The 24,742-nt window shown below is 35.8% G+C and carries 22 protein-coding genes, 1 tRNA gene and 1 pseudogene; 18 read left to right on the top strand and 6 right to left on the bottom strand.

The window, feature by feature from the left end:
* Window positions 1-10: 10 nt before the first annotated feature.
* The 6 genes from CVS89_RS03240 to CVS89_RS03215 all read right to left on the bottom strand — a co-directional run bounded on the left by CVS89_RS03240 (window position 11) and on the right by CVS89_RS03215 (window position 6,650).
* Window positions 11-871 (bottom strand): septal ring lytic transglycosylase RlpA family protein, encoded by an 861-nt coding sequence (locus CVS89_RS03240; protein WP_009294185.1) that lies wholly within the window; start codon window positions 869-871, stop codon window positions 11-13.
* Window positions 858-2,069 (bottom strand): lytic transglycosylase domain-containing protein, encoded by a 1,212-nt coding sequence (locus tag CVS89_RS03235; protein ID WP_107848182.1) that lies wholly within the window; start codon window positions 2,067-2,069, stop codon window positions 858-860. Before CVS89_RS03235 ends, CVS89_RS03240 begins: the two co-directional genes overlap by 14 nt.
* A 65-nt stretch (window positions 2,070-2,134) precedes the next feature.
* Window positions 2,135-2,920, bottom strand: a complete 786-nt coding sequence (locus CVS89_RS03230) for a TatD family hydrolase (RefSeq protein WP_103578772.1) — start codon at window positions 2,918-2,920, stop codon at window positions 2,135-2,137.
* Window positions 2,917-4,173, bottom strand: a complete 1,257-nt coding sequence (locus tag CVS89_RS03225) for a diguanylate cyclase (RefSeq protein ID WP_103581151.1) — start codon at window positions 4,171-4,173, stop codon at window positions 2,917-2,919. The genes CVS89_RS03230 and CVS89_RS03225 overlap by 4 nt, the downstream gene beginning before the upstream one ends.
* Before the next feature lie 88 nt (window positions 4,174-4,261).
* Window positions 4,262-5,782, bottom strand: coding sequence for an AAA family ATPase (locus tag CVS89_RS03220; protein WP_196376819.1), 1,521 nt, complete (start codon window positions 5,780-5,782; stop codon window positions 4,262-4,264).
* Window positions 5,775-6,650, bottom strand: coding sequence for an NAD(+) kinase (locus tag CVS89_RS03215; protein ID WP_107848181.1), 876 nt, complete (start codon window positions 6,648-6,650; stop codon window positions 5,775-5,777). The genes CVS89_RS03220 and CVS89_RS03215 overlap by 8 nt, the downstream gene beginning before the upstream one ends.
* Before the next feature lie 92 nt (window positions 6,651-6,742).
* On the opposite strand from CVS89_RS03215, the gene aspS reads away from it, so the two are divergent.
* The 18 genes and pseudogenes from aspS to CVS89_RS03125 all read left to right on the top strand — a co-directional run.
* Window positions 6,743-8,500, top strand: coding sequence for an aspartate--tRNA ligase (aspS, locus tag CVS89_RS03210; protein WP_012140086.1), 1,758 nt, complete (start codon window positions 6,743-6,745; stop codon window positions 8,498-8,500).
* A gap of 254 nt (window positions 8,501-8,754) precedes the next feature.
* Window positions 8,755-9,324 (top strand): adenylate kinase, encoded by a 570-nt coding sequence (locus tag CVS89_RS03205; RefSeq protein ID WP_103634618.1) that lies wholly within the window; start codon window positions 8,755-8,757, stop codon window positions 9,322-9,324.
* 113 nt (window positions 9,325-9,437) lie between these two features.
* The gene (locus CVS89_RS03200) at window positions 9,438-9,773 is read left to right on the top strand and encodes a NirD/YgiW/YdeI family stress tolerance protein (RefSeq protein WP_410369182.1); all 336 of its coding nucleotides are present in this window, start codon (window positions 9,438-9,440) and stop codon (window positions 9,771-9,773) included.
* A gap of 69 nt (window positions 9,774-9,842) precedes the next feature.
* Window positions 9,843-10,361 (top strand): inorganic diphosphatase, encoded by a 519-nt coding sequence (gene ppa / locus CVS89_RS03195; RefSeq protein WP_009294194.1) that lies wholly within the window; start codon window positions 9,843-9,845, stop codon window positions 10,359-10,361.
* A 124-nt stretch (window positions 10,362-10,485) separates the two neighbouring features.
* Window positions 10,486-10,562: transfer RNA gene (locus CVS89_RS03190), tRNA-Ile, on the top strand.
* A 193-nt stretch (window positions 10,563-10,755) separates the two neighbouring features.
* Window positions 10,756-12,009, top strand: a complete 1,254-nt coding sequence (locus CVS89_RS03185) for a tyrosine-type recombinase/integrase (RefSeq protein WP_103653477.1) — start codon at window positions 10,756-10,758, stop codon at window positions 12,007-12,009.
* 758 nt (window positions 12,010-12,767) lie between these two features.
* On the top strand, window positions 12,768-13,046 hold the full coding sequence (locus CVS89_RS03180; RefSeq protein WP_103568014.1) for a TrbC/VirB2 family protein: 279 nt from the start codon (window positions 12,768-12,770) through the stop codon (window positions 13,044-13,046).
* A gap of 10 nt (window positions 13,047-13,056) precedes the next feature.
* The gene (locus CVS89_RS03175; RefSeq protein WP_103610264.1) at window positions 13,057-15,846 is read left to right on the top strand and encodes a VirB3 family type IV secretion system protein; all 2,790 of its coding nucleotides are present in this window, start codon (window positions 13,057-13,059) and stop codon (window positions 15,844-15,846) included.
* Between the two features lie 11 nt (window positions 15,847-15,857).
* Window positions 15,858-16,652, top strand: a complete 795-nt coding sequence (locus CVS89_RS03170) for a type IV secretion system protein (RefSeq protein ID WP_103594650.1) — start codon at window positions 15,858-15,860, stop codon at window positions 16,650-16,652.
* A 9-nt stretch (window positions 16,653-16,661) separates the two neighbouring features.
* The gene (locus tag CVS89_RS03165; protein ID WP_103568017.1) at window positions 16,662-17,828 is read left to right on the top strand and encodes a type IV secretion system protein; all 1,167 of its coding nucleotides are present in this window, start codon (window positions 16,662-16,664) and stop codon (window positions 17,826-17,828) included.
* 1 nt (window position 17,829) lies between these two features.
* Window positions 17,830-18,075, top strand: a complete 246-nt coding sequence (locus CVS89_RS03160; protein WP_103568018.1) for a hypothetical protein — start codon at window positions 17,830-17,832, stop codon at window positions 18,073-18,075.
* Between the two features lies 1 nt (window position 18,076).
* Window positions 18,077-18,781: a virB8 family protein gene (locus CVS89_RS03155; protein WP_103568019.1), complete on the top strand. Its 705-nt coding sequence runs from the start codon at window positions 18,077-18,079 to the stop codon at window positions 18,779-18,781.
* A 2-nt stretch (window positions 18,782-18,783) separates the two neighbouring features.
* A complete protein-coding gene (locus tag CVS89_RS03150) occupies window positions 18,784-19,059 on the top strand; it encodes a hypothetical protein (protein WP_103568020.1) in 276 nt (91 codons plus the stop codon).
* Between the two features lie 3 nt (window positions 19,060-19,062).
* On the top strand, window positions 19,063-19,611 hold the full coding sequence (locus CVS89_RS03145; RefSeq protein ID WP_103610263.1) for a hypothetical protein: 549 nt from the start codon (window positions 19,063-19,065) through the stop codon (window positions 19,609-19,611).
* A complete protein-coding gene (virB9, locus tag CVS89_RS03140) occupies window positions 19,612-20,559 on the top strand; it encodes a P-type conjugative transfer protein VirB9 (protein ID WP_103610262.1) in 948 nt (315 codons plus the stop codon).
* The gene (virB10, locus tag CVS89_RS03135) at window positions 20,546-21,691 is read left to right on the top strand and encodes a type IV secretion system protein VirB10 (RefSeq protein ID WP_233091264.1); all 1,146 of its coding nucleotides are present in this window, start codon (window positions 20,546-20,548) and stop codon (window positions 21,689-21,691) included. The genes virB9 and virB10 overlap by 14 nt, the downstream gene beginning before the upstream one ends.
* Complete coding sequence (locus tag CVS89_RS03130; RefSeq protein ID WP_103594655.1) at window positions 21,688-22,689, top strand: ATPase, T2SS/T4P/T4SS family; 1,002 nt, start codon at window positions 21,688-21,690, stop codon at window positions 22,687-22,689. Before virB10 ends, CVS89_RS03130 begins: the two co-directional genes overlap by 4 nt.
* A pseudogene (locus tag CVS89_RS03125) lies at window positions 22,686-24,479 on the top strand (type IV secretory system conjugative DNA transfer family protein); the annotation flags it as partial. The gene CVS89_RS03130 and the pseudogene CVS89_RS03125, both read left to right, overlap by 4 nt.
* Window positions 24,480-24,742 lie beyond the last annotated feature (263 nt).

The raw sequence follows: 24,742 nt of genomic DNA, 5'->3' as shown, positions 1-24,742 counted from the left end.
CTCTCACGCCCTAACCTCTTACTATAAATGCACCTTGGAATTTACCGCTTCTTGCGTAATCCCTAGCCTCGTCCTCGCTTCTAAAGCCATTTAAAAATACCCTATAAATGGTTGAGCCATCTATCGTAAATGTCTTAACGACTGATCTATAACCATCTATGCTTTTGTGCTCTCTTTGGTATCTATTTGCGCCTTCAAGGTTCTTAAACGAGCCAATTTGTACCATAAAATCTCCACCCACAACGCGTTGCTCTGATGAGATCACGATGCCGCCAACTGGAGCTGTTGGAGAGACTGGATTTGGCACTTTTATGCCAGTGCTTGTTGGTTTTGTTGGTTGCGCGCTAGCGGTTGTAACAGCGTTAATGTCTTCATTAAAGCCGATAACCTCCATACTAACTGGAGCTGTGCCGGTGCCGATGACATCAAGCTTCATCGCAGCTGCTTTTGAAAGGTCAAGCACCCTGTCAGCCACAAAAGGTCCTCTGTCATTTACGCGCACGATAACACTTTTTTGATTTCTTAAATTTGTTACTTTAAGTATTGTATTCATCGGCAAAGTCTTATGCGCCGCAGTCATATTATACATATTATAAACTTCACCATTTGAGGTCGTTTTGCCGTGAAAATTTGGACCATACCAACTTGCCGTTCCGCTGGCCTTATCGCCGACACTTACGACGGTCGGATAGTATGTTTTGCCATTTATGGTGTATGGTCTCATTGTTGCTTTTTGAACTGAGGCGGAGTTGTTGCCTCTTACATTAGTTGGGCCACTTGGAGTAAATGGAGCCCCACTCCAAGAACAGCCAGTGATTAGAAGTGTAAAACTTAGTCCTAAGTAGAAATTTAGGCTCTTACGGTATGACAATATTTGCTCCGACATTTAAATTTGAACTAGCCAAAGAATTTGCATCTTTTATATCTTTTTCACTTACATTAAATTTCTTTGATAAAGATGCGATTGTATCGCCTGTTTGAACTACGTAGTTGTGAGATTTATTTTGAGTAGAAAAAGGGATTATTAGTTTTTGATTATAGCTTACTGCATTTGTGCTAAGCTCGTTGTAGTCCTTGATCGCTCTGTGGCTAACGCCTGTTTTTTTAGAGATAGAAAGTAAGGTTTCGCCTTTTTTTACAGTGTATGCGTAGAAGTTATTTTTGCCATTAAATGGCTTGAAATTATCTGAGAAAAGTTGCTTTTTATTTTCAGGGATATAAACGTAATAATCTTTTAAAGTTGGAGGTGTAAATACAAATTTTAAATGTGGGTTATTACTTTTCATCTTTTTTGTGCTAAGACCGATGCTGTCGCCTATCTGAGCTAAATTTGTACCGCCTGGCACTTTTACTTTCGTAAGTCTTAATCCGCCATTTATGTTTAGCAAAGATGACTCTTTAGATATCAAAAAGTCCGCATCTTTTGCTATATATGCCGCTCTTAAAATTTTAATGATGAAATTTCTAGTCTCAACTGGGAGGTATTTTTTCTCAGCATCAAGAAGTGTTACAAGATCGTCTGTACCAGCTTTTTGTATAGCTTTTTTTAATGCACCATCGCCGCAGTTATATGCCATTGCCGCCAAGTACCATTTCCCAAATTGATTTTTAAGTGATCTTAGATAGTTTGTAGCTGCGACAGTTGATTCGACTGGATCTTTTCTCTCATCGGTGTATTGCCCTACTTTTAGGCCGTGAATTTTTGCTGTTTGCTCCATAAACTGCCACATACCAGTAGCTTTAGCGTTTGAGACAGTGTGATTTGAAAAGCCTGACTCTATCATCGCTAGATAGAAAAACGACTCAGGCACGCCTGATTTTTTGATCTGCTCTTTTATCATTGGTATATACATATAGCCATTTTTCAAGGCATCTGTAAATGTTCTTACCTGTGAGTTTTGTATGCCTTGTCTCATCTTTGCATAGTGAGAAGTTTTCATAAAGCTAGCATCGATGTCTAGCTCCTTTAAAATTTTAACCTGAGTGTCGTAAGAGCTCTTCTCAGGGGCGTTTGCTAGTAGCAAGGTGCTACATGCAAATAATAAAAATATCTTAAGCATTGCTTTCATTTCTATCCTTTTTCGTGTCAAAGCTTAATGATGCTAGCATCTTAAGCAAGCACAATGCCCAAAATTTAGGCAAAGCACTTAAATAACCTTTTGGCATTATCTGAAGTCGTTTTACAAACTACTTCAAATTCAAGGTTTAAAATTTCAGCTATCTTTTTAGCAACAAATGTCGTAAACGCCGGCTCATTTCTCTTGCCACGATTTGGTTCTGGCGTGAGATAAGGGGCGTCAGTCTCTATCAATACCCTATCAAAAGGAATTTTTGGCAGAATTTCAACTAAATTCTTAGCGTTTTTAAATGTCAAAACGCCACCTATGCCAAAGTAAAAATTCCCAAATTTGCAAAGCTCCAAAAGAAGTGGCGAAGCATTATAACAATGCAAAACCGCTCCAGCTTCAAGCTTTGGCGCATACTCTTTTAAGATGTTAAAAGAGTCCTCATTAGCCTCTCTGATGTGGAGGATAACGGGTTTTTTTAACTCAACTGCCAAATCTAGTTGAGCTAAAAAAACACGTTTTTGATCAGCTTTTTCTCTTAGCTTTTCTTCTTCATCTTTTGGCAAGCGGTAGTAGTCAAGCCCACATTCACCGATAGCCACGCACTTTTTATCTTTGGCAAATTCTCTTAAAGTCTCTATATTAAAATTCTCTTTATCATAGGGATGAACTCCAACGGCAAAGAAAATATCACTTTTTTCGTGCGCTATTTTAGCCGCTTTTGGTAAATCATTAATATCAGCTCCAGGGATAATAAAGCCTTTTAGCCCTAAATTTCTGGCTTCAGATAAAATTTGCTCTAGGTCAAAATCATAAACTTTGCTATCCAAATGACAATGCGTATCTATAATCATAAAGCTATTTCTACCCTATTTCTACCATTTTCTTTAGCGACATAAAGCGCTGAATCACAAGCTTCAAGCATATCATCTATCTCACAGTGACCTTTTCCAAAAGAGACTCCAATAGAGACAGTCACTCTTATGATCTTATCTTTTATAATTACCTCATTTTCAGCCACTTTTGCTCTTAAATTTACAAAAAATTTAATCGCCTCTTCTTTTGCTATCTTTTTAAGAACAACACAAAATTCCTCACCACCAAACCTAGCGACTACATCTCTTCCTTTTGTATTGTCAATTAGTATCTTTGCGAGTGATTTTAGTATCTTGTCACCACCATCATGCCCGTATGTGTCATTTATCTTTTTAAAGTGATCTATATCAAGCATAGCAAACGCATAAGGCTCATCAAGCTCTTCAGCTGCTTGAACGTACTCTTCTATATCTTGATAGAAAAATCTTCTATTGTAAGCGCCAGTTAAAAAGTCGCGGTTAGCAAAATTTGCTATCTTATTTATATTTTCCATCGCCTCAATGGTGTTATTTACACGGCAAATGAGCTCTTCTTTTGAAAATGGCTTTGCTATAAAGTCGCTAGCTCCATTTTTTAAAAATATCGAAGCATCAGTCTTTTCGCTAGGAGATGTCATCACGATCACGCCAAGGTGGTTTTTATCTTTCTCTTTTCTCACCTCTTTTAAGACTTCTAAACCATCTTTAACAGGCATTCTATAGTCAGTTATGATTAAATTTATATCAGGATTATCAGCAAAATAGCTCATCGCCTCTTCGCCGTGAGCCGCTGCTAAAACCTTAAACTGAAGGCTAGTTAAGATTTTTTTTATCATATTTCTAAAAGGCAGTGAATCCTCCACGACTAGGACTTTGTATTGTCTATTTTTGCTTAGTCTGTTTATCATTTGAAAGATGTAGTTGATATCATCCATGTTGCCCTTATAGACGTAATCAACTATGTCTTTGTTTATAAAAAATTCTTTCGTTTTATCATCGATACTACCAGTTAAAACGATAGCACAGAGCCCTTGAGCAAGGACATAATCAACGATCTCACCATTTGGTGCGTCAGGTAAATTTAGATCCAAGATAGTCATAAAATAATCTTTGCCGTGCTCGCTAATTAGCATCTGGGCTTCGGCAAAATCGTACGCAACGTCGATCGCCATATCCTCAATGCTCTTTTCCATCTGCATGACGATTAGCTTAGCAAGTGCCTTATTATCATCAACTACTAGAATTCTTTCCATATTATTCCTGCGATTTTTTATTAAACTAGCTCGGATTTTAACAAATAAACCTAATCACAAAGCTTAAATTTAAAACTTAAATTTCAAGCTATTTTAAAAGTCCTTTTGCAAAATTTATTGCCTCTTCGCTGATATGCTCGCCGCTTATCATGCGTGCAAGCTCATTTACACGCTCCTCTTTGTCAAGCTCTCTTACGACTGAGCTCTCGCCGTGACGCTCTACTAAAAAATGCGAATTTGCCTTTGAGCTAAGCTGCGGCTGGTGCGAAATGGCAAAAATTTGATAGAAATTTGCAAGCTTAAGCAAGACATTTGCGATACTCATCGCCTCTTTTCCACTTAAATTTGCATCTATTTCGTCTAAAATGATGACATCTCCGCCAGTTTTTGTGATCTCACTAGAGGCAGCTATGAAGGCCAGCCTTAAGCGGTTTAGCTCGCCTGAGCTTAAATTTTTAAGCGAGGTCTCATTTAAATTTAAACAAACCTCATCAACTCCCAAAATATCAAGCTTTTTGCCATCAATCCTTAGCGTGATATCTGGCATATAAAGCTCTTTTAGGTATAAATTTATCATCGCCTCAAGCTCTTTTAAATTTACGCCCCTTGCCTTGCTTAAAGTGCTGGCTAGCTCATTTGCCTTTTTGCTTAAAATTTCAAATTTCTTCTCAAGCTCGCTCTTTTCAAAGCTTAAATTTTCATATCTAGCAAGCTCTTTTTCCTTTTTATCAAGCGCTTCTAATGCCTCCTCTTCGCTGCCATAACGCCTGATGATGGCATTAAGAGCTTCTATCCTATCAAGCACGCTCTCCACGTCGATATCGTCAAGCTCCTCCATATTTAGGCTATCTCTTGCGACCCTTAGCTCATTCATCGCATCTTCAAAAAAGCCGTTGTCAAGATCGCTGATACTTAGCGCCTCATTTACGCTGTGCTCTAGCTCAAATATCCGCTCAGCCCTAGCCCACGCCTCATTTATCTTATCCTTTTTACTAAGCCTTTTTTTAGTCTCCATAAGCTCTTCAAACTCGCCTTTTTTAGGCCCGACACTTCTTATCTTCTCGATCTCAAAGCTAGCAAGCTCCTTTAGCTCCTCGACCTTTTTCTCTTCCTCTTTTATAGTGGCTAGCTCTTTTGAAATTTTAGAAAATTCTAAAAACGCCTCTTCAAATTCCTGCTTTATCTCTTTAAATTTCTCATTTTTTGAAATTTCAAGCCTGTCAAGCAAATTTAGAAATTTCTCATTTTCAAATTCATTTGCCTCTTTTGCAGAGAGATATTTGATGTGCTCGCGCGCCACTTGGGCTAAATTTTTCTTTGAGATGGCTTGTTGATTTATAAAATACCTCGTGCTCTTATCTTTTAAAAGCTTGAAAATATTGACCTCTTCGTTTTCTATGCCAAACTCATCAAGCTCAAATTTATGCTCCACGTCAGCTTCTATCAGCCTTGCCTCGCTATCTTTTAGCCCAAAAACAGCCATTATCGCGCTCATCAGTACCGATTTACCAGCACCGCTAACGCCCGTAAATACGCTAAGACCCTCTTTGAAATTTAGCTCGACATTTTTAAAATTTAGATAATCCTTAATCAAAATTCGATCAATCATTATAACCCCAGTGAAGTTTCTCTTTTAAAATTTGAAAATAATCCCTACCAATATGGCGTATCAGCCTCGCTTTTTTCTCGCTCAGACTCATGCTAACGGCTGAAATTTTACTCATATCAAAGCGGTCTTGTCCGTCTATAACCAAAATGGCGTCGCTTTTTGTTCTAAATTTAACCGTGTGATTTTTGGTAAGCACGACTGGACGCTGCGTGAGCGAGTGTGAGCAGATGGGAGTTAGCGCAAAGACCTCGCTTAGCGGATAGATGATCGGGCCATTTGCGCTCATGTTATATGCCGTGGTGCCAGCTGGAGTTGCCACTATGACGCCATCGCCATAATATGAGTTAAAATACTTTTCATTTAAAAGTGCCTCGATATGCGTCATCGAGCCACCATTTTTACTAACGATGACTGCATCGTTAAATGCTATCTTTTTCTCAGTTTTGCCATCATTTTTGTGAAGCGTAACATCAAGCATAAAAGGCGTTTCTATCTCAAATTTATCATCAAAAAAGTCTTTAAAAAACTTCTCACTCTCATTTATCGTGATATCTGTCAAAAAGCCGAGTCTGCCAGCGTGTATGCCAAGGATGAGTGGCGAGATGTGAGCTAGCTTTCTGCAAGTTGAAATGATCGTGCCATCACCGCCAAGCGTAATAAGAAATTCGCACTCTTTGGCTAGTTTTATCAGCTCAAAGCCACTTTTTTCTACCTGTTTTGCACAGTTTTTTTCAAGCAAAATTTCAGCGTTATACTTTTTTAAAATTTTTTCTAGCTTTGCTAAATCCTGCTTAAATAATGGATAATCTTTCGCGATAAGTCCCACTTTTTTGGCGTTTGTGGTATTAAATTTTTGTTCATTTTTCATAGAAATGATTGTAACATATTTTATTTTAACAAAGCTTTTCAAAAGAAAAAAGCGATTATAATTGCCTAAAAAACATTGCAAAGGAGCATTTTATGCGAAGTCATTATTGCACCGATCTTAGCAAAGCTGATATCGGCAAAGAAGTAATACTTTGTGGCTGGGCAAACACATATAGAGACCACGGTGGCGTTGTTTTCATCGACTTAAGAGACGTTAGCGGGCTTATACAATTAGTTTGTGACCCTGCTGACAGCAAAGAAGCACACGATGTGGCTGCAAAAGTAAGAGATGAATATGTCTTAAAAGCAAAAGGAAAAGTAAGGGCTAGAGGCGAAGGACTAACCAATCCAAAGCTAAAAACTGGCGAGATAGAAGTAATAGTAAGCGAGCTCATCATCGAAAATCCAAGCGAGCCACTACCATTTATGATAGGTGATGAGAGCGTAAATGAGGACATCAGGCTGAAATACCGCTTTTTAGACCTTAGAAGCGAGCGCTTGCAAAATATCTTTAAAATGCGTTCTCGCGCGGCGATCGCAGCTAGAAACAGCCTAGATAAAATGGGCTTTATCGAGTTTGAAACTCCAGTTTTAACACGCGCAACTCCAGAAGGTGCGAGAGACTACCTAGTACCAAGCCGCGTGTATCCAGGCCAATTTTATGCGCTTCCACAAAGCCCACAGCTATTTAAACAACTTTTGATGTGTTCTGGCTTTGATAAGTATTTTCAGATAGCAAAATGCTTCCGCGACGAGGACTTAAGGGCTGATCGCCAACCAGAATTTACTCAAATAGATATCGAAATGAGCTTTGTTGAGCAAGAAGATATCATAAATATGGCTGAGACGATGCTAAAAGATATCTTTAAAGCCTGCGGACACGACATCAAAACGCCATTTAGACGCATGAGCTACAAAGAGGCGACTGAGACTTACGGCTCAGACAAGCCAGACCTCAGATATGATCTAAAAATGATCGATGTGATCGATATTTTCGAGCGATCAAGCAATGAAATTTTTAGCTCTATCGCAAAAGATAAGAAGAAAAACCGCATAAAAGCGCTAAAAGTGCCAAATGGCGACAACATCTTTAGTAAGCGCGAGATGAATAGATTTGAAGAATTTGTGCGTAAATTTGGCGCACAAGGTCTTGGCTACTTCCAGATGAAAGAAGATGGCTTAAAAGGCCCACTTTGCAAATTTTTCGAGCAAAGCGATCTTGACGAGATCGTCTCAAGATGTGAGCTAAAAGTTGGCGATGTCGTATTCTTCGGTGCTGGCAAGAAAAAGATCGTGCTTGATTATATGGGACGATTTAGAATTTTCTTGGCTGAGCAAATGGGTATCATCGATCAAGATAGACTTGAGTTCTTATGGGTGCTTGACTTCCCAATGTTTGAGCAAAATGACGATGGCAGCTACTCTGCGATGCACCATCCATTTACAATGCCAAAAAATATAGACGAGCCTGATCTTGAAGATATCCTCTCTATCGCTCACGACGTCGTCTTAAACGGCTTTGAGCTTGGCGGCGGAAGTATAAGAATTCACAAAAACGACATCCAACAAAAAGTCTTTAAGCTTCTTGGCATAGATGAAGCCGAGCAGCGTGAGAAATTTGGTTTCTTGCTTGATGCCTTGACATTTGGTGCGCCTCCACATGGTGGTATCGCGATCGGCTTTGACAGACTAAATATGCTTGTAAATAAAGCAAGCTCGATCCGCGACGTCATAGCCTTCCCTAAAACGCAGCGCGCTCAGTGCCCACTCACAAAGGCACCAAGCTACGCTAGCAACGAACAACTTAGAGAGCTAGGGCTAAGGATAAGAGAAAAAGAGCAAAAGGCTTAAAATTTGCCTTTAAAAAGAGATGGGATTTTGTCTTTAGATATTTTTCTTAGACAAAATTCCATCCTAAATTTAAATTTATAAAAAGACGCCTCCGACTTGGTGGCTAATTAAATCAAAACTTGCCTAAGTAGTTTGATATGATTTTTGTGGTTGCGACGTAAAATTTTGCGCAGATAGAACACTTAGTTCAACAAGCTAAATTTTACTAGCTCCACAAAAAGCGCTCAAAAGACAAAGGCAATAAAAGGGAAAAAATGAAGAATTTATTTTTAATCATAGGCGCTCCAGGCAGCGGCAAAACAACAGACGCATCACTCATCGCACAGCAAGATGAGAAATTTGCACACTTTTCAACTGGCGATCTTTTAAGAGCTGAAGTAGCTAGCGGTAGCGAGCTTGGCAAGCTTATAGACGGCTTTATATCAAAAGGAAATTTAGTCCCACTTGACGTTGTCGTAAATGCGATCGTCTCAGCTATCAAAAGCTCAAATAAATCAAACATCATAATCGACGGCTACCCAAGAAGCGTTGAGCAAATGACCGAGCTTGACAAAGTCTTAAGCGAGCAAGATGAAATTTCTCTAAAAGGCGTCATCGAAGTAGATGTTAGCGAAGATGTGGCAAGGGCTAGAGTACTTGGCCGTGCAAGAGGCGCTGACGACAATAACGAAGTCTTTAACAACCGCATGAAAGTATATCTAGATCCGATCAAACCTATCCGCAAATTTTACAGCGAAAAAGAGCTACTTCACGTGGTAAATGGCGAACGCGGCATCGACGAGATCGTAGCTGACATCAAAAATTTACTAGCTAAACTTATATAATTCACAGACCTTGCATCAAAAGGTGCAAGGTTTTAAAACTTACCATTTATTAACACCAAAAATGTAATATCCTTTAAATTTAACAACCAACCAAAAAGGATAAAAATGAAAAAATCTTCATCGCTTCACTGGCTGCTAACATCGCAATGGCTGGAGGCTTTGCCTCAAAGCACAAAAGCGAAAATGTTATAAGCGTAAAAGAGGCATTAAAGCTGAATGACGACACCAAAGTCGTGATTGAGGGCAAGATAAAGTCACACATCAAATCAGATAAGTATGAATTTGCCGATAAAAATGGCGACACTATCGTTGTTGAGATTGACAATAACAAGTGGGGCAATGTAATAGCTAACGAGGACACGCCTTTAAGAATAATAGGTGAGGTGGATAAAGACCTTACAAAAACGAAGATCGACGTAGATAGCGTAGAGGTAGAGGTTGTAAAGTAGTTAAATTTACGAGTATTTAATGCAAAAAATACTAAAATCACGAAAATTTCTAATAAAAAGGACGAATATATGGACGTTTCAAAGATCAAATTTGGCTCAAACCCAGATAAAATCAATGCCGTAATCGAAATACCTTATGGCTCAAATATCAAATACGAGATCGACAAAGATAGCGGCGCAGTCGTAGTTGATCGCGTGCTTTACTCAGCGATGTTCTACCCAGCAAACTACGGCTTTGTGCCAAACACACTAGCAGCCGACGGCGATCCAGCTGATATTTTGGTGTTAAACGAGTATCCACTCCAAGCTGGTAGCGTCATCCCTTGCCGTTTGATAGGCGTTTTAGTGATGGAGGATGAAGCAGGCATGGATGAGAAGCTTTTGGCTGTGCCAGTTACAAAGATCGATCCAAGATATGAGGCGATAAAAAGCTACGAAGACTTGCCAACTGCGACACTAAATAAGATCAAAAATTTCTTTGAAACTTATAAAATTCTTGAGCCAAACAAATGGGTAAAGGTGAAAGAATTTAAAGACGCAAACGCTGCAAAAGAGATTTTAGACGCTGCGATAAAAAATTATAAATAATTTATAAGCCCTATTTTAGGGCTTTTTCTTTTTAAATTTTGTTCGTTTTATACGCCATACTAAAAAGGCTATTTTTATATTTAGATAAGCTTTTTCTTGTATAATACGATTTTCTTTCAACTGTGGGTTCATAGCTCAGTTGGTTAGAGCATCCGGCTCATAACCGGATGGTCCCAGGTTCGAGTCCTGGTGAACCCACCATTTTATGCTTTTTATAATTCCTTATACTTCTTTTTAATTCTTTTTATTTCTTTATAATTCCGATTTCATGGGCTAAAAGTAGCTATCTAATTCTTTTTACTTCTTTTTTATATACAATTACTTCCAGATAATTCTAGTTACATATAAGGTAATTCTTACTGCATAAAGGTAACTTTTAAAAAAGGAGTAAAAGATGCCAAGAGTTTCTACCGCAAATTTGTTTGATAAAGATATAAGGGCAATGTTGCCAGCCAATAAAGTATATAAAAAGGCTGTGGGCAACCCAAAAGAACTTTATATAAAAGTGTATCCAAGTGGTATGAAAACATTTTTTATACAATATAAAAACACTACACATTTTAAATTGAAAGAGTTTAGGGAGGGAATTTACTCAGTTGCTGAGGCAAGAAGAGATGCGATAGAAATTATAAGAAAATTTGAAAGTGGTTTTGTAAGATCCAAAGATAAATATCGAATTTCAGAGCTATTTGATAGATATATTGACAAAAAAGAGAAAATAGACCAGCTAGACAAGGTTTATATAGATAAAATTAAATCTAGGATAAAAAAATACATCTTGCCTAAATTTGGTAATGTTGATATTAAAGATATAAATTTTAATGATCTAAAAACCATATTAACACCATTATTTAATCCATATAATCCAAAGAAATCAAGACTTGAGACTATACACAGAATTATAAATACGCTAAATTCGCTATATGAAAATGCCATTAAAGATAGATATATAGATTATAACCCTTGCAAGGCTTTACACGATGAATTTCCAACTTCCAACAGCTTTAGCCTTAGAAATGGCATCGACACAAGATACCCAGCTATTACAGATGAAAATGAGTTAAAGGAGTTTTTGACTGATTTACGAAATGACAGCAAATTAGATCTACAAGTCAAAAGAGCCGTAATGCTCCAAATTTTATGCGTTAATCGTCCCATTAACACCGTAAGTGCTGAATGGAAAGATATAGATCTTAAAAAAGGAATTTGGACTATTCCGCCTATCCAAATGAAAATGAGGCATGCACACCAAATAACACTCTCAAAGCAAGCTTTATCAGTTTTACTAGAGCAAAAACAATATACACCATTAGAAAGTAATTTTGTATTTCCGTCTCTTACAAAAACAGGTCATATTAACAGAGATAGCATTAGTAATGCCATAAGAAATATAGGTGGCAGAGAAAAATATAATTCTAAAGCTTCTGCTCATGGTTTTAGAGCCACGTTTAAAACAATTTGCTCTTTACATCTTACGGATCTGACACAATTGGGCATAAGCGAAAAAACAATAGAAAATGCTCTAGCGCACACAGAAAGCAATGCAGTTAAATATGCCTACGAAAGACAGACAGCAACTATTGATCAAAATAGAATTTTAATGCAATGGTATGCAGATTACCTAAACAATCTAGTTCAATTTGTTTAAAAGTTAATATCTTAAAGTCATACGATATAAAGCATCAGTAAAAGGTTCGGTTTTTTAAAAATTTATATCGTTTTTTTAATGCTATTTCATCGGTTTTTTACTGGTTTTTTAATACAGCTTAAAAAACCGATAAAGCCCTTTAAATAGCCATTTGCATAGCTATTTTTTTCGGTTTTTTAACTTTTTCAGCGCGTGTATGAGAAAACTTAAATCGTTTCCAAGCTCGGTAATAACGATATTTTAAGGCATTAAAAAAGTAAAAATTCATGTTTTTATTTAAGGTAAAAAACCTATTTTAAGACCATTTTTTGTTTAAAAAGAGGTATTTTTATCTAAAATCTCTTAAGAATATAAAAATTTCTTTCGGTTTTTTACTGGTTTTTTAACTTAAAAAAGTCTATTTTTAGGTGCTTAGAGAGCATTTAAGCAAAAAATATATTACTAAAAGATAAAAAATACTTTGAAATATCGTCTTGATGGGTTTTTTATCGGTTTTTTAATGCTTTGCAAATCATAAAATCAAAATTTCAAAAAAATTAGCTATGCTCTAGGATGAATTGTAGGCTACTGATAAAAAATTGATTAGAGTTTTCATATTTTTATATCATTTTATTCAAAAATATGTTACACTTGCGTGTCAATATTTAAAAGGAGACATAAAATGACAAACAACATTTCCGCTCTAATCGTCGAGAGAGAGAGAGAGAGAGAGAGAGAGAGAGAATAAAAATCGCTTTCTAAAATCTAGCTCTACTTCAATCTCATATTTCAAGCAGTTTTCTGCTTTTCTGTTTTTATTCTTTTTCCCAAATTTTTTGTTTGCTGCTGGTGGAACTGGCTTAACCAAAGTGGATAACTTTTTTTCAACTGTGAATGGTTGGCTGAGTGCTGCTGGTGTCTTGATCATGACTGGTGCGATCATGGTTGCAGGCTATAAAGTAATGTTCGGCGGTCAAGCAATTAGGGAAGTTACACCTATAGTTCTTGGTGGTATTCTTATTGGCGGTGCAGCGATGATCGCTGGCATGCTCCTTTAAAAGATACTCAATGTTAACTCCTGAGCCTATCTTTAAAGCCTTGACCCGTCCTCCTATGGTATTTGGTGTTCCTATGGTGCCATTTATGATTATGGCACTTAGTTGGGCTTTATTTGCAATTTTTGCTAAAGTGCTATTTGGAAACGAATATTTGCTCTTAGCAGTTATGATTATTCCTACCACCTTTGTTTTCCAATTTATAGTCAAAAAAGACGATATGGCGTTTAGGCTTTGGGGGTTGAAACTTAGATTTTTTAGATCCCCTGCCATTAATAAATTTTATAATGGTCGGAAAAGTTATATGGCGAATTCGACATATACCAAGCAATCTATGCGCAATTTTTATCCAAGACTTAGCGTTGTTGGACTAAGTGAATTCGCAAATTTAGAGAATTTAATTCCGTATCAAACATATATAAATAATGTTGTCATCACAAAAGATAGAGATTATTTAGCCACATGGCGAGTTGATGGTATAGCTTTTGAAGTAGAAGATGACGAATTAATAGATCTTGCGAAAAACAAGCTTAATATGCTTGTTAGGCAATTTGCTGGTGAAAATATTAGTTTTTATTTTCACAATGCTAGAATTAATACACAAGTTGGCTTGAACGATTATTTTTCAAATGAATTTTTAAAAAGTTTCTCAAAAAAGTATTATGAGATTTTTAGCTCTGAAAATTTAAAAGAAAACAGACTTTATCTAACTGCGATATATTCACCATTTAGTAAGGCTGAGAAACTACACTTTAGAAATCAAAACATAGATACGAAAAAGAAACAGATCAAAGCTCATTTGAAAAGTTTTCACCAAAAATGCATAACTATTGAACAAAATTTAAACCATTTTAAGCCACATAGACTTGGCATATATGAGCAAGATGGTGTAATTTTTAGCTCTCAACTAGAATTTTACAACTATTTGATAGGTGGTAAATTTACAAAAGTTCGTGTTCCAAATGCACCCCTAGACTTTTACCTTAATGGTAACTTAAATGAAATTTTTCCTTCACAGCATACTTTACAGCTAAATTATAATGATGGAACTAAGAAATTCGTAAAAGCAATTGAATTAAAAGACTATCCAAATGTAAGTTTTAGTGGAATATTTGATAGTCTAATGTATGCTAATGTCGAATATACCATAACTCAAAGCTTTACGCCACTTTCAAAAAAAGAGGCGAGAGATGAGCTTACAAAGCAACAAAAAAGATTAGTAGCAGCAGAAGATGATGCATTGAGTCAAATTGCAGAACTTGGCACCGCTCTAGATGAATTACAAAATGACATAATCTTTGGAGAGTATCACTTTTCTATTGTCATATACGCTGATACACAAAACGAGTGCGAGCACATTGCAAACCAAATTGCGGTCGTATTGCAAGATTTAGGATTTTTAGCAACACAAGCCAATATAGCTCTAGAAGCTACATATTTTGCACAGCTTCCAGCAAATTTCACGTTACGCCCTAGACTTCACACCATTTCGAGTAAAAATTTTGCTAGTTTTGTAGCACTTCACAACTTTCCACGAGGAAAACAATATGGCAATCCATGGGGAGATGCCATTGCAATATTGCAAACGCCAAATGCGCAGCCATATTTTTTTAACATACACCAAACAATTTTCGATAAAGACGAATTTGGTAAAAACGATGTTTTAGCAAATACCTTCGTTTTAGGTCAAAGCGGTGGAGGCAAAACTGTTTTAATGAATTTCACGCTAAATATGCTCTGCAAATTTAATGAGCCAGATACTTTTGCAGAAAACACTCCAAAAGAAAAACGTAAGGCTACCTATTTCTATTTAGACAAGGATAAAGGAGCTATCGGCAATATTATTGCCATTGGCGGAAAGTATTTAACCATAACAAGTGGAGAACCGACCGGATTTAATCCTTTTAGTTGTGACGCAACACCTGAAAATATACGTCGCTTGAAGGTTCTTTTAAAAATGTTAGTCACCAAAGGCAATCAAAATAATTTAATGTTAACAACTAGAGAAGAAGAGCAACTCAATCTAGCAGTAGATAGCGTCATGAGACTGGAAAAAAGCGAAAGAACTCATGGCATCAGTAGGGTTTGGCAATTGCTTCAAGAAGGCGAAAATGAGTCAAATTCATTAAAATCTAGATTGATGGCTTGGACTATCGGTAATGAATTTGGATGGGTATTCGACAATGAAATGGATACTTTAGATTTTAGCGACGAGAGTATTCTTGTATATGGTATAGACGGCACAACGATCTTAAAAGACGATGAAATTTCTCCATATGTTGCATATTATATTCTTTGGCGAATTATCGATATGGTTGATGGACGCAGGTTTGGCTTATTTGTCGATGAAGCATGGGATTGGCTCAAAAATCCAGTAGTGTCAAAAGAGGTCTTCAACAAAGAAAAGACCATTAGAAAAGAAAACGGCTTTTTGTTTCTTGGCACTCAAAGTGTCGAAGATATCGCAAAATCTAGTATTGGCACGGCAATCATGGAACAAAGCGAAACAGTGTTGCTACTAAGCAACCCAAAAGCAAAAGAAACTGATTTTTGCGGTTCCTTGGGTATGAGTGAAGCAGAATATCAATTCGTTAAAACAACAGATCCAGAGAAATATGAATTTTTAATACGAAAAGGCGTTGATTATAGGGCGATTGCCAAGATCAATCTATCACATCTGGGAAACATGATAAAAGTTTTATCAACAGCCAAAGTCTATGTTGATGAAATTACAAATATTAATGCCTTGGATATCAGTCGTGAAGAAAAATACCAACTCATCAAAAAATTATATAAATTTTAAGGAGAAGACATATGAAAAATAGTCTCGTTTATAGAGCAAAGAAAGCTTCGGTTATAGCTACTTCTGTAGTAATTCTATCATCTAATCTATTAGCCTCTGGTATTCCAGTAGTTGATGGTGCTGCTATAGCACAAAATCAAGCAACATTTACGATGGAATGGATGCAAACACTGAAGGACTACGCTGAAAAAGTCAAAGTATGGGGCGAAGAAGCTTCGCATAGAGTCCAAGAAGTTAAAAAATGGGCTGATGAAAGAGTGCAATGGGCAAATGACCTATATACCAAAACAGGCATTAGGGATATTGTCAATTTTACAAAAGAAATGAACGAACTTTATAATGAAGTCTACGATACTGGTTATTCAATATATACACAAGCAACAGGTTTTAGTCTCGATAGCTTTGATGAAAGGGCATGGGATTTGTTTTTAAAATTTGGTGGAACAGACCAATGTTCATCAATAAGTGATATTACACATAGAAATATCTGCAAAAAGAATACCACAAGTGCTTTTAAAGAATTTGAAGTCGTAAATAGACAATTTGATCGTCTTAAGCACGAAATTAACGATCTCGACAAAATAAGCAAAGAAGTAGCTAGAAATAAAGGTAAACAAGAGGATCTAAAAGGTTCTATAGATACTTCAAATCAAATAGCCCTATTGCGTGCTAGACAAGAGAATAACTGGCGTGCCTATCAAAGAGACATGGATCAGTTAGAAAACGAAAGAAAAAGATTACAAGACGCAGAGTTTAAGATGACTAAAGATAGGCAGCGAGCGGCATTTAAAATTTTACAAAAATAGGCTCATAGTATGTATAAAGTAACAACTGATTCAGGTCGAGGATTACACGATCTAGTCATAGATATATCAGAGAATGTTGATAGTTTCTTTCAAAATAATTATTCAAACGGAGTGGGAGCACTTCAATCGTTAATTAATACAACTGGAAATATTCTAGCTGTATATCTTACCGCTTGGATAATGATCGAGGGATATAAAATTCTTTGGGGTAATGGCAAACAAACTTTTCAAAATTTTGCTTTTGATGCAACCATTAAGTTTGTCTTCATAGTCTTAGCAATGAATGCTGGAAACTGGATAAATCTTGTTTTTGAAGCATTCAATGGTGCAAAAGAATATGCAAACACCTTTTTGTCATATGACGGCAAAGGCTTATACTCAAAAATCGCAACATGGGCTGGATTTATGGGTGACTACTACGATGTGGTATGGGATCAGTCAAGCACTTTAGAGCTAGCATACATTATCTTTATAATTATTATAGCTTTTATTGGCTTTTTTATTGGTGCAGTCCCTATTTTGAGAGCGCTGTTTGTAAATACACTATCATTTCTATTGCTTATGATTTTAGCTCCATTGGCATTTTATTTTTTAATCTTTAAAACAACTAAAAATTCATTTGCACAGTGGTTCCAAATGGTTTTAGCAAATATTATTGCGTTGCTCTGCCTATCATTATTCTTAAATATTTTATTTGATTACATGTTTCCAAAAATCAACAGCAGTCACGATTTTAAGGATGAAGTATTTGTATTGGCTCTAGCAATGGTATTTTATGGAATTCTTGCAAATATAATGTGCGGTATGGCTACTGGAATAGCCGAAAAACTCACTAATGTTAGCCTTGATGGATTAGCAGGAACAGGCGTTGGACGTGCAATGGGTCTTGCAGGTGCTGTTGGGGGTGGTGCAATAGGTGGTGCAATGTTGGCGGTAAGAGGTGCTCAGGCAATGGGTGCTGGCAAGGCAACTGGTTTTATAGGCTCTCGTCTTTTAGGCGCAGCCACATCTGCAGCAAAAGAAGTTGGCAATTCAAAACTCGGTCAAAGCATCAACTCTGGAATAAACACGATTAAAAATTCTTCAGCAGCCCAAGCCGTTGGATCACGACTTAACCAAGCGAAAAACATAGGTTCAAAAATTAACAATTTTACAAAAGGTCAAGGTTGGAAATAAAATGAAATTAAATAATATTTTAAACTATAAAAAATATTTTAAAAAAATATTAAATTATATTTTAATATTTTTATCTTTACTTGTAGGCACAAGCTTTATGAGCGGTTGTGCCGCTCATAATTCTCCTAAATTTGAAAATAGCAGTAATCAAAAATGGGAAGATTATTTTGATAGTAATGAATACAAGCCAGTAAATGAAAATAGAGAAAATTTAGATCTCAAACAAAGCATAAAAAAGGCAATGTAAAATGAAAAGAGCTAATGATAAAAATGATTTTTTGGCTTCTAATAATCCAGATGATGTAGCAATTAGCTATGAAGCAAGCATTAGATACATAGCAGAACAAGCTAACAAGAGGGCTTATTTTATATCAGGTGTGGCTCTACTTATTGCTATCATCAGCGTTATCGCTGTTTGCTTATTGACACCATTAAAATCGGTTGAGCCTTATGTTATTAGGGTTGATAATACAACCGGAATGGTTGACATAATAACAAGCGTAAATAAAGCCGAATTCACAGGTAATGAAGCACTCGATAAGTATTTTGCAACAACATATGTAAAAGCGAGAGAGGGATACTATTATGATATTTTGCAAAGCGACTATGAATTAGTTCAAATTTTAAGCTATCCAAGCGTTGCCAGTGATTATTTGAGAATTTATGAAGGTGAAAATTCTAGAGACAAAGTTTTAAAAGATGACTACGAAGTAGAGGTTGATATTGTTTCGGTTACACTGGGAAATAGCGCTGGAGCACCTACTGCAACTATCAGATTTAATCAAATTACCAGAAAAAAAGGCGAAAAAATAGCTGTATCAAACAAAGCAAAGATTGTGACACTTTCATATGACTACCAACCAAATACACTCACAACAGAGGAAGAGCGTATTAAAAACCCACTTGGATTTAAAGTTAGCACGTATAGAGTTGATGACGAAATAAGGAGATAGAAATGATTACTTATGATGATTTCACAAAGTTAATTGATGTTATGACTGAGCTTTTAGCTCAAAAAAATACTGACATTGCAGAACTGGTGCAAGAGGTCGAAACCTTAGAAAGAAAACTCGCATTATATGAGCAGAAGGATCTGTTTGAAGTAGTAGGGACTTCAAATATCGGTGATCAAGTTTTGAAAGTATATGAGAAATTTGTTCCAGATTTTGTAACAGATGAAGAAATTGCAGCAGCAAACTCCATTGCACCAAAATTTGACATTTCGGAGTAAAAAATGGATTTTAAAACAGCATATACGCACGATTTGCTTACTCAAGCCGAACAATGCTTCTCAGATAAGGAGCTCACGCATAGCTTTTTAAAATTTATTTTCAATAGTTCTAAAAATAGACAAGAAGCAGAGAGAAAACTAAAAGCCCTTAGGGCTAGAATTTTTCATTTAGAAGATATGGCAAAAAATTCTTACAACATGATCCTTGATATGCAACGCACTGCACAACAAGAAGAATATGAGTTAGACAAAAAACAAAGACGAGTCTTTGGCAATAGTGAAATTTATGACTTTTTTATAGATAGCAAAAATGATGAATTTATAGCATATCTAAAGGAAATGGCGCCATTAGAGCGAATAAATACAGCTATTAAACAATTTGAAACGATGAGAGCACGTTGTGATAGTCTAATAGACGGTTTAAGAAAAAGCTATCCCATGAAGAGTAATCAAGTCATTACACAAACACCACAAACAAGTTCTAAGGCGAGAAAAAGCAACACATTACAGCTAGATCGTGGCTTATATTTAAACAATACTGGGAGATTTTAAATGATAAAAAATAATAAAAAATTATTTAATATTGCAATAATTTTACTCTTAGCAATAGCAAATTTACACGCAGTAAATACTCCAAGGCTATCTAAATTTGACAAACGCATCACGTATGCAACATACAATGCCGATGACGTTGTCTTAGTTAAGTGTAAAGAGGGTTTTGTGAGTATTATAGAATTTGAAAAAGATGAACGCATCGTAAATATAGCAACTGGTTTTAGCGATGGTTGGGAAGTAATGGATAAAGATAACTATCTATTTATTAAACCAAAGAGTTACACCATAAAATCCGAAGAACAAAATATGACCAATGAAAGTGGTGAGCAAATAGAATTTTATGGTAGTTCGGTTATTCAACCAAATGCAGCTGATTGGAAGACAAATCTAATCATCACAACAAATAAAGATAAAGTTTATACATTTGATTTGGAACTAGGAGAGACTAACAAGATTAATTACAAACTAACTTTTAATTATGCAACCCCTAAAGAAAAGATAGAAAAAGAGAAAGCCGAAAAAGAACTCGCCGAAAAAGCAGCAAAAGAAAAGGCACTATATAAAAAAGAGATCGATAGAAATACAATACCTAGAAATTGGAACTTTGCAATGCATGTAAATAAAGATAGTGAAACTATAACACCTGATTATGCATATGATGATGGTGTCTTTACATATCTTGGTTTTAGCTCAACTAAAACTATACCAAGTGTCTTTCTCTTTGATGATGCTAATAAAGAAAGCATCCTCAATACTCATATCAAAAAAGACGGCAAATATGACGTAGTTGTGATCCACAAGACAGCTAAAAAAATTTTACTAAGAAGTGGCAATAAGTTAGTCGGAATCATAAATAATGGCTATGGTCAAAATCCACTTGATAAAACCTACAGCACTAATAAAGACAATATTCAAAGAGAGATTATAGACAATGAGCAAAAATAGAAGTAATGAAAATATGAATAATCAAGAGTCTCAAGTTGAAAGAATTGAATATGAGCATCCAGAAGTCGAAAATGAGCCAAGCAAAAAATTAATGGTTATTGCGGTCATGGTTTTATGTCTGGTTGTTTTTGTTATGGTTGGTCTTAGTTTTTTAGGGAAAAATAGAGAGGCAAATGATGCTGTAAAATCACAAGTTCAACAAATAGGAACTGAAGTAAAGAATAAAAATTTTGAGTTGCCTCAGCAAGAAGTGTCTCAAAAGAATTTTCAAGAGTTTCAAGCTGCTTCAGCACCACAACAAACGCCTGTGCAAGTAGCGAGCAAGCCAGACCCTTTATCAAATATTACGGTAGTTCAAAAAACTATTTTTAAGCCTAAAGTTTTTAAAACTGGTAGTAGTTTGGCGATTGCAACAAGTAGTTCAAGCAAAAAAGATATATATGTTGCCGACCAAAACATATCTTGGGCAGAACAAGCCAAACGTTTTGAAGAAGACCAGGATTATGAAGGCAATACATACACTCCAAAAATTGCCGTAAAAGACAAATTTAACCCTAGTCTCTTGCTTCAAAAAGGCACATATATTGGTTGTTCGCTCGACACTAGACTTGTGTCTCAAATTAAAGGCGGAATATCTTGCACAACTAGCGAAGACGTATATAGCAAAGATGGCGTAACTCTCTTAATTGAAAAGGGAAGCAAAATCTTTGGCAGCTTCAGAAGCGGAGAGATGAATGATGGAATGAATAGAATTTTTGTTATTTGGAGCGAGATCAGAACACCAAACAATATTAACATTCCAGTTCAAAGTGGTGCTAGTGATGAATTAGGCGGTAGCGGTCTACAAGGATACGTTGATCATCAATGGCTAAAAAGATTTGGTGCTAGCATATTGCTTTCAATGGTAGATGACGTTTTTAATTATGCTGCAAATGGCAAACGTGACAATAGCTATGACTATAGTGAAAACACAAGAGACTCTACACAACAAATGGCAAATACTGCACTTGAGGAATTTATAAAAATAAAACCAGTCCTTTATAGAAATCAAGGAGATATAGTTGGTGTTTACGTCAATCGCGATATAGACTTTAGTAAGGTGTATAAGCTTACAATAGGTAGAAGAAAATGAGCACAATGGGATTAGACAAATCTGCTATGCTAGATGGCTACGTCAAAAAGTATTTTGGCAAGTATCTAGATGATGAAAGTATAAATGAAATAGCTTACAACGGCGGAAATCTAATTTGGACTGAAGATATAATCGGTAATTGGTCTAGTCACGAAAGTGAATTAAACTTTAATGCTGCCCAATCTTTTGCTAATGCATGTGCCGCTTATAAAAACGATAAGATAGAAAGACAAAAACCTATTTTATCATGCATTCTCTCAACTGGAGAGAGAGTGCAAATAGTTATACCAAATGCTACAAAAGAAAATCATATATCAATCACCATTAGAAAACCTAGTAAGGTTCGTTATACGATAGATGACTACATTAATAATGGTTCAATAGATGCAAAAATGGCAAATGAACTAAAAATAGCTATCGAAAATGGCAAGAATATTATTATTTGTGGTGAAACTGGTAGCGGAAAAACTACTTTTATGAAAACACTTATCGATTTTATACCATTAGATGAAAGAATTATTACTATAGAAGATGTTGAGGAAATTAAATTTTGGGATCATAAAAATTTTGTTCAACTCTTTTATCCAAGTGAGGCAAAAAGCGATAGTCTAGTAAATGCCACAACTCTCTTAAAGAGCTGCTTGAGAATGAAACCCAGCAGAATTCTACTAGCAGAAGTTAGGGGTGGTGAAACATATGATTTTTTAAATGTGATTTCAAGTGGTCATAATGGCAGTATGACAAGTTGTCATGCTGGTAGTGTTAAGTCAGCCATAGATCGTCTTGTAATGATGAGCATGCAAAATACTCAAGCCCAAGTTCTAGGTAAAGATATGTTGCTTGATATTGTTTCAAATACAATTGACTACATCGTAGTTTTTAAGCGTCTTGGCAAGAAACGTCAAGTTACAGAATACTTGGCTAATGGCGAATATTTCATAAGAAATAATGAAGGTAATGCTTTTGTTGAGTCTAGCTTAAGGAACGCTAAGCAATGAAAAAAATGCAGATTGGTTTTTTAATTGCAATTGCCTTAATTATAGGCTATTTCTTGGCTAGTGTATTATTTTTTGGACTAAATCACAGTTTTAAAAAGCTTCCAGAAATATGGTATTTAGGGCTTACTTTTGATATGCTGATAAACGGCTGGTCAAAAGCATATTTGGCTTACTTTATTGCAAATTTAATAAGTTTCACTCTAGCTTTTTTACTACCATTTTTACCAAAGAAACAAAGCCTACACGGAGATGCAAGATTTGCAAATGCCAATGATGTAAAGAAAATGGATCTTTATGGAGATGGAATAATCATTGGTAAATTTCAAAACCGCCTCTTAAGATTTGGCGGTCAGCAGTTCGTATCGCTTGGCGCTCCAACACGTAGCGGAAAAGGCGTTGGTATTGTTATTCCAAATTTACTTGACTGGAGAGAGAGTGCAGTTGTTCAAGATATTAAACAAGAGTGCTTTGACTTTACTAGCGGATATAGAGAAAAAATACTAGGGCAAAAAGTATATTTATTTGATCCGTTCAATAAACGCACTCATAGATATAATCCACTAGCTTATATTGATATGGCAAGCGATAATGCAGATGGACAGCTAACTGATTTTGCAAATATTTTATATCCCATGACAGGCGATAGCACTACGCAGTTTTTTAACCAACTAGCTCAAAACTTATTTATAGGAATTTGTTATATCGTTCATGATCTTTTAAATTCAAAAGGTGGCATTTCGCTCCTAAAAGCACTAAATATGGAGATAGATTTTACACTATATGGTATTTTGCAAATGAGCGAAGGTTTTAAAGGTGAAGTTGATATAGACGGCAATAGAAAAATTATATTCAAGGCATTTGATGATACATATAATGTTTTATCTGAGCTTGGACTAATTGGTAAAAAAGCTCAAATGCGTTGCCAAAGCTATTTCAAGATTGATAGCGATAACACAAAAAGTGGCGTTATGTCAAGCTTCAATGCTCCTTTGATGATTTTTAGAAATGACAATATGAGGCTTGCTACTTCAGCAAATGATTTTGATTTTAGAGATCTTCGTAAAGAAAAAATGACTATTTATGTAGGTATTACTCCGGATCAATTGGCAAATGCGAAGCTAATTTTAAACATATTTTGGCAGCAATTAATCTTGGTAAATACAAAAGAGTTACCGCAAGCTAATCCCGATTTAAAATATAAAGTGCTTTTAGTAATGGATGAATTTACTGCACCAGGCTTTTTAGGAATATATTTAAAGTCAATTAGCTTTATAGCTGGATATTGGCTAAGAAGCCTAATGATCTATCAATCAAACTCACAACTTGAAGCAAATCAACCTGATGGATATGGTAGAGAAGGCGCTAAAACACTGCTTACAAACCATGCTTGTCAAATTTTTTATACACCAAGAGAACAAGAGGATGCTAAAAAGATTAGCGAAATTTTAGGAACAAAAACCATTAAAAATAGGAGTAGAAATCTGGGACAAGGCGGTGGAGGAAGTGAAAGTGACACAAGTAGAGCCTTAATGCTTGCGCAAGAATTACGAGAAATGCCTTTTGAAAACGAGCTAATTACGATTGATAATGGCAAGCCTATTATGGCAAAAAAGGCATTTTACTACTCAGATCGCTACTTTATGAACAAATTCAAAGAAGTAAGTCCAAGCCTTAGAGCGATCGATGGAGATAAATATAAGATAAAAGTGAAAGAAAATGGAAAGATACCAAATCGCAATCAATTAGAGAAAGCTATTCAAAATGGTGAGACAAACATAGAAGTCCCTATTCAAAACATAGCAAATATAAAAGCATACTTTAAAGAGCTTTATAATGATGAAAGTTCTAGATATAAAAATTTACCTGAAATAGTTCATGAAATAGATGAGACTCAAGAAGAATATGAAAAAAAACTTAGACTTCAAAGGGATAAAGATGAAGCAATAAAAGAAGAGACTCAAAAGCTTTACGAGCAACAAATAGTCGAACAATCGAGTAATGCAAATAAAAGTGTAGAAAATATCGATACTGATCCGGTAGCAGAAGAAACAAT

Source organism: Campylobacter concisus (genome assembly GCF_003048615.2).
In the GTDB taxonomy this organism is placed as follows: Bacteria; Campylobacterota; Campylobacteria; order Campylobacterales; family Campylobacteraceae; genus Campylobacter_A; species Campylobacter_A concisus_C.
This window is presented reverse-complemented; position numbering and strand designations above follow the sequence as displayed.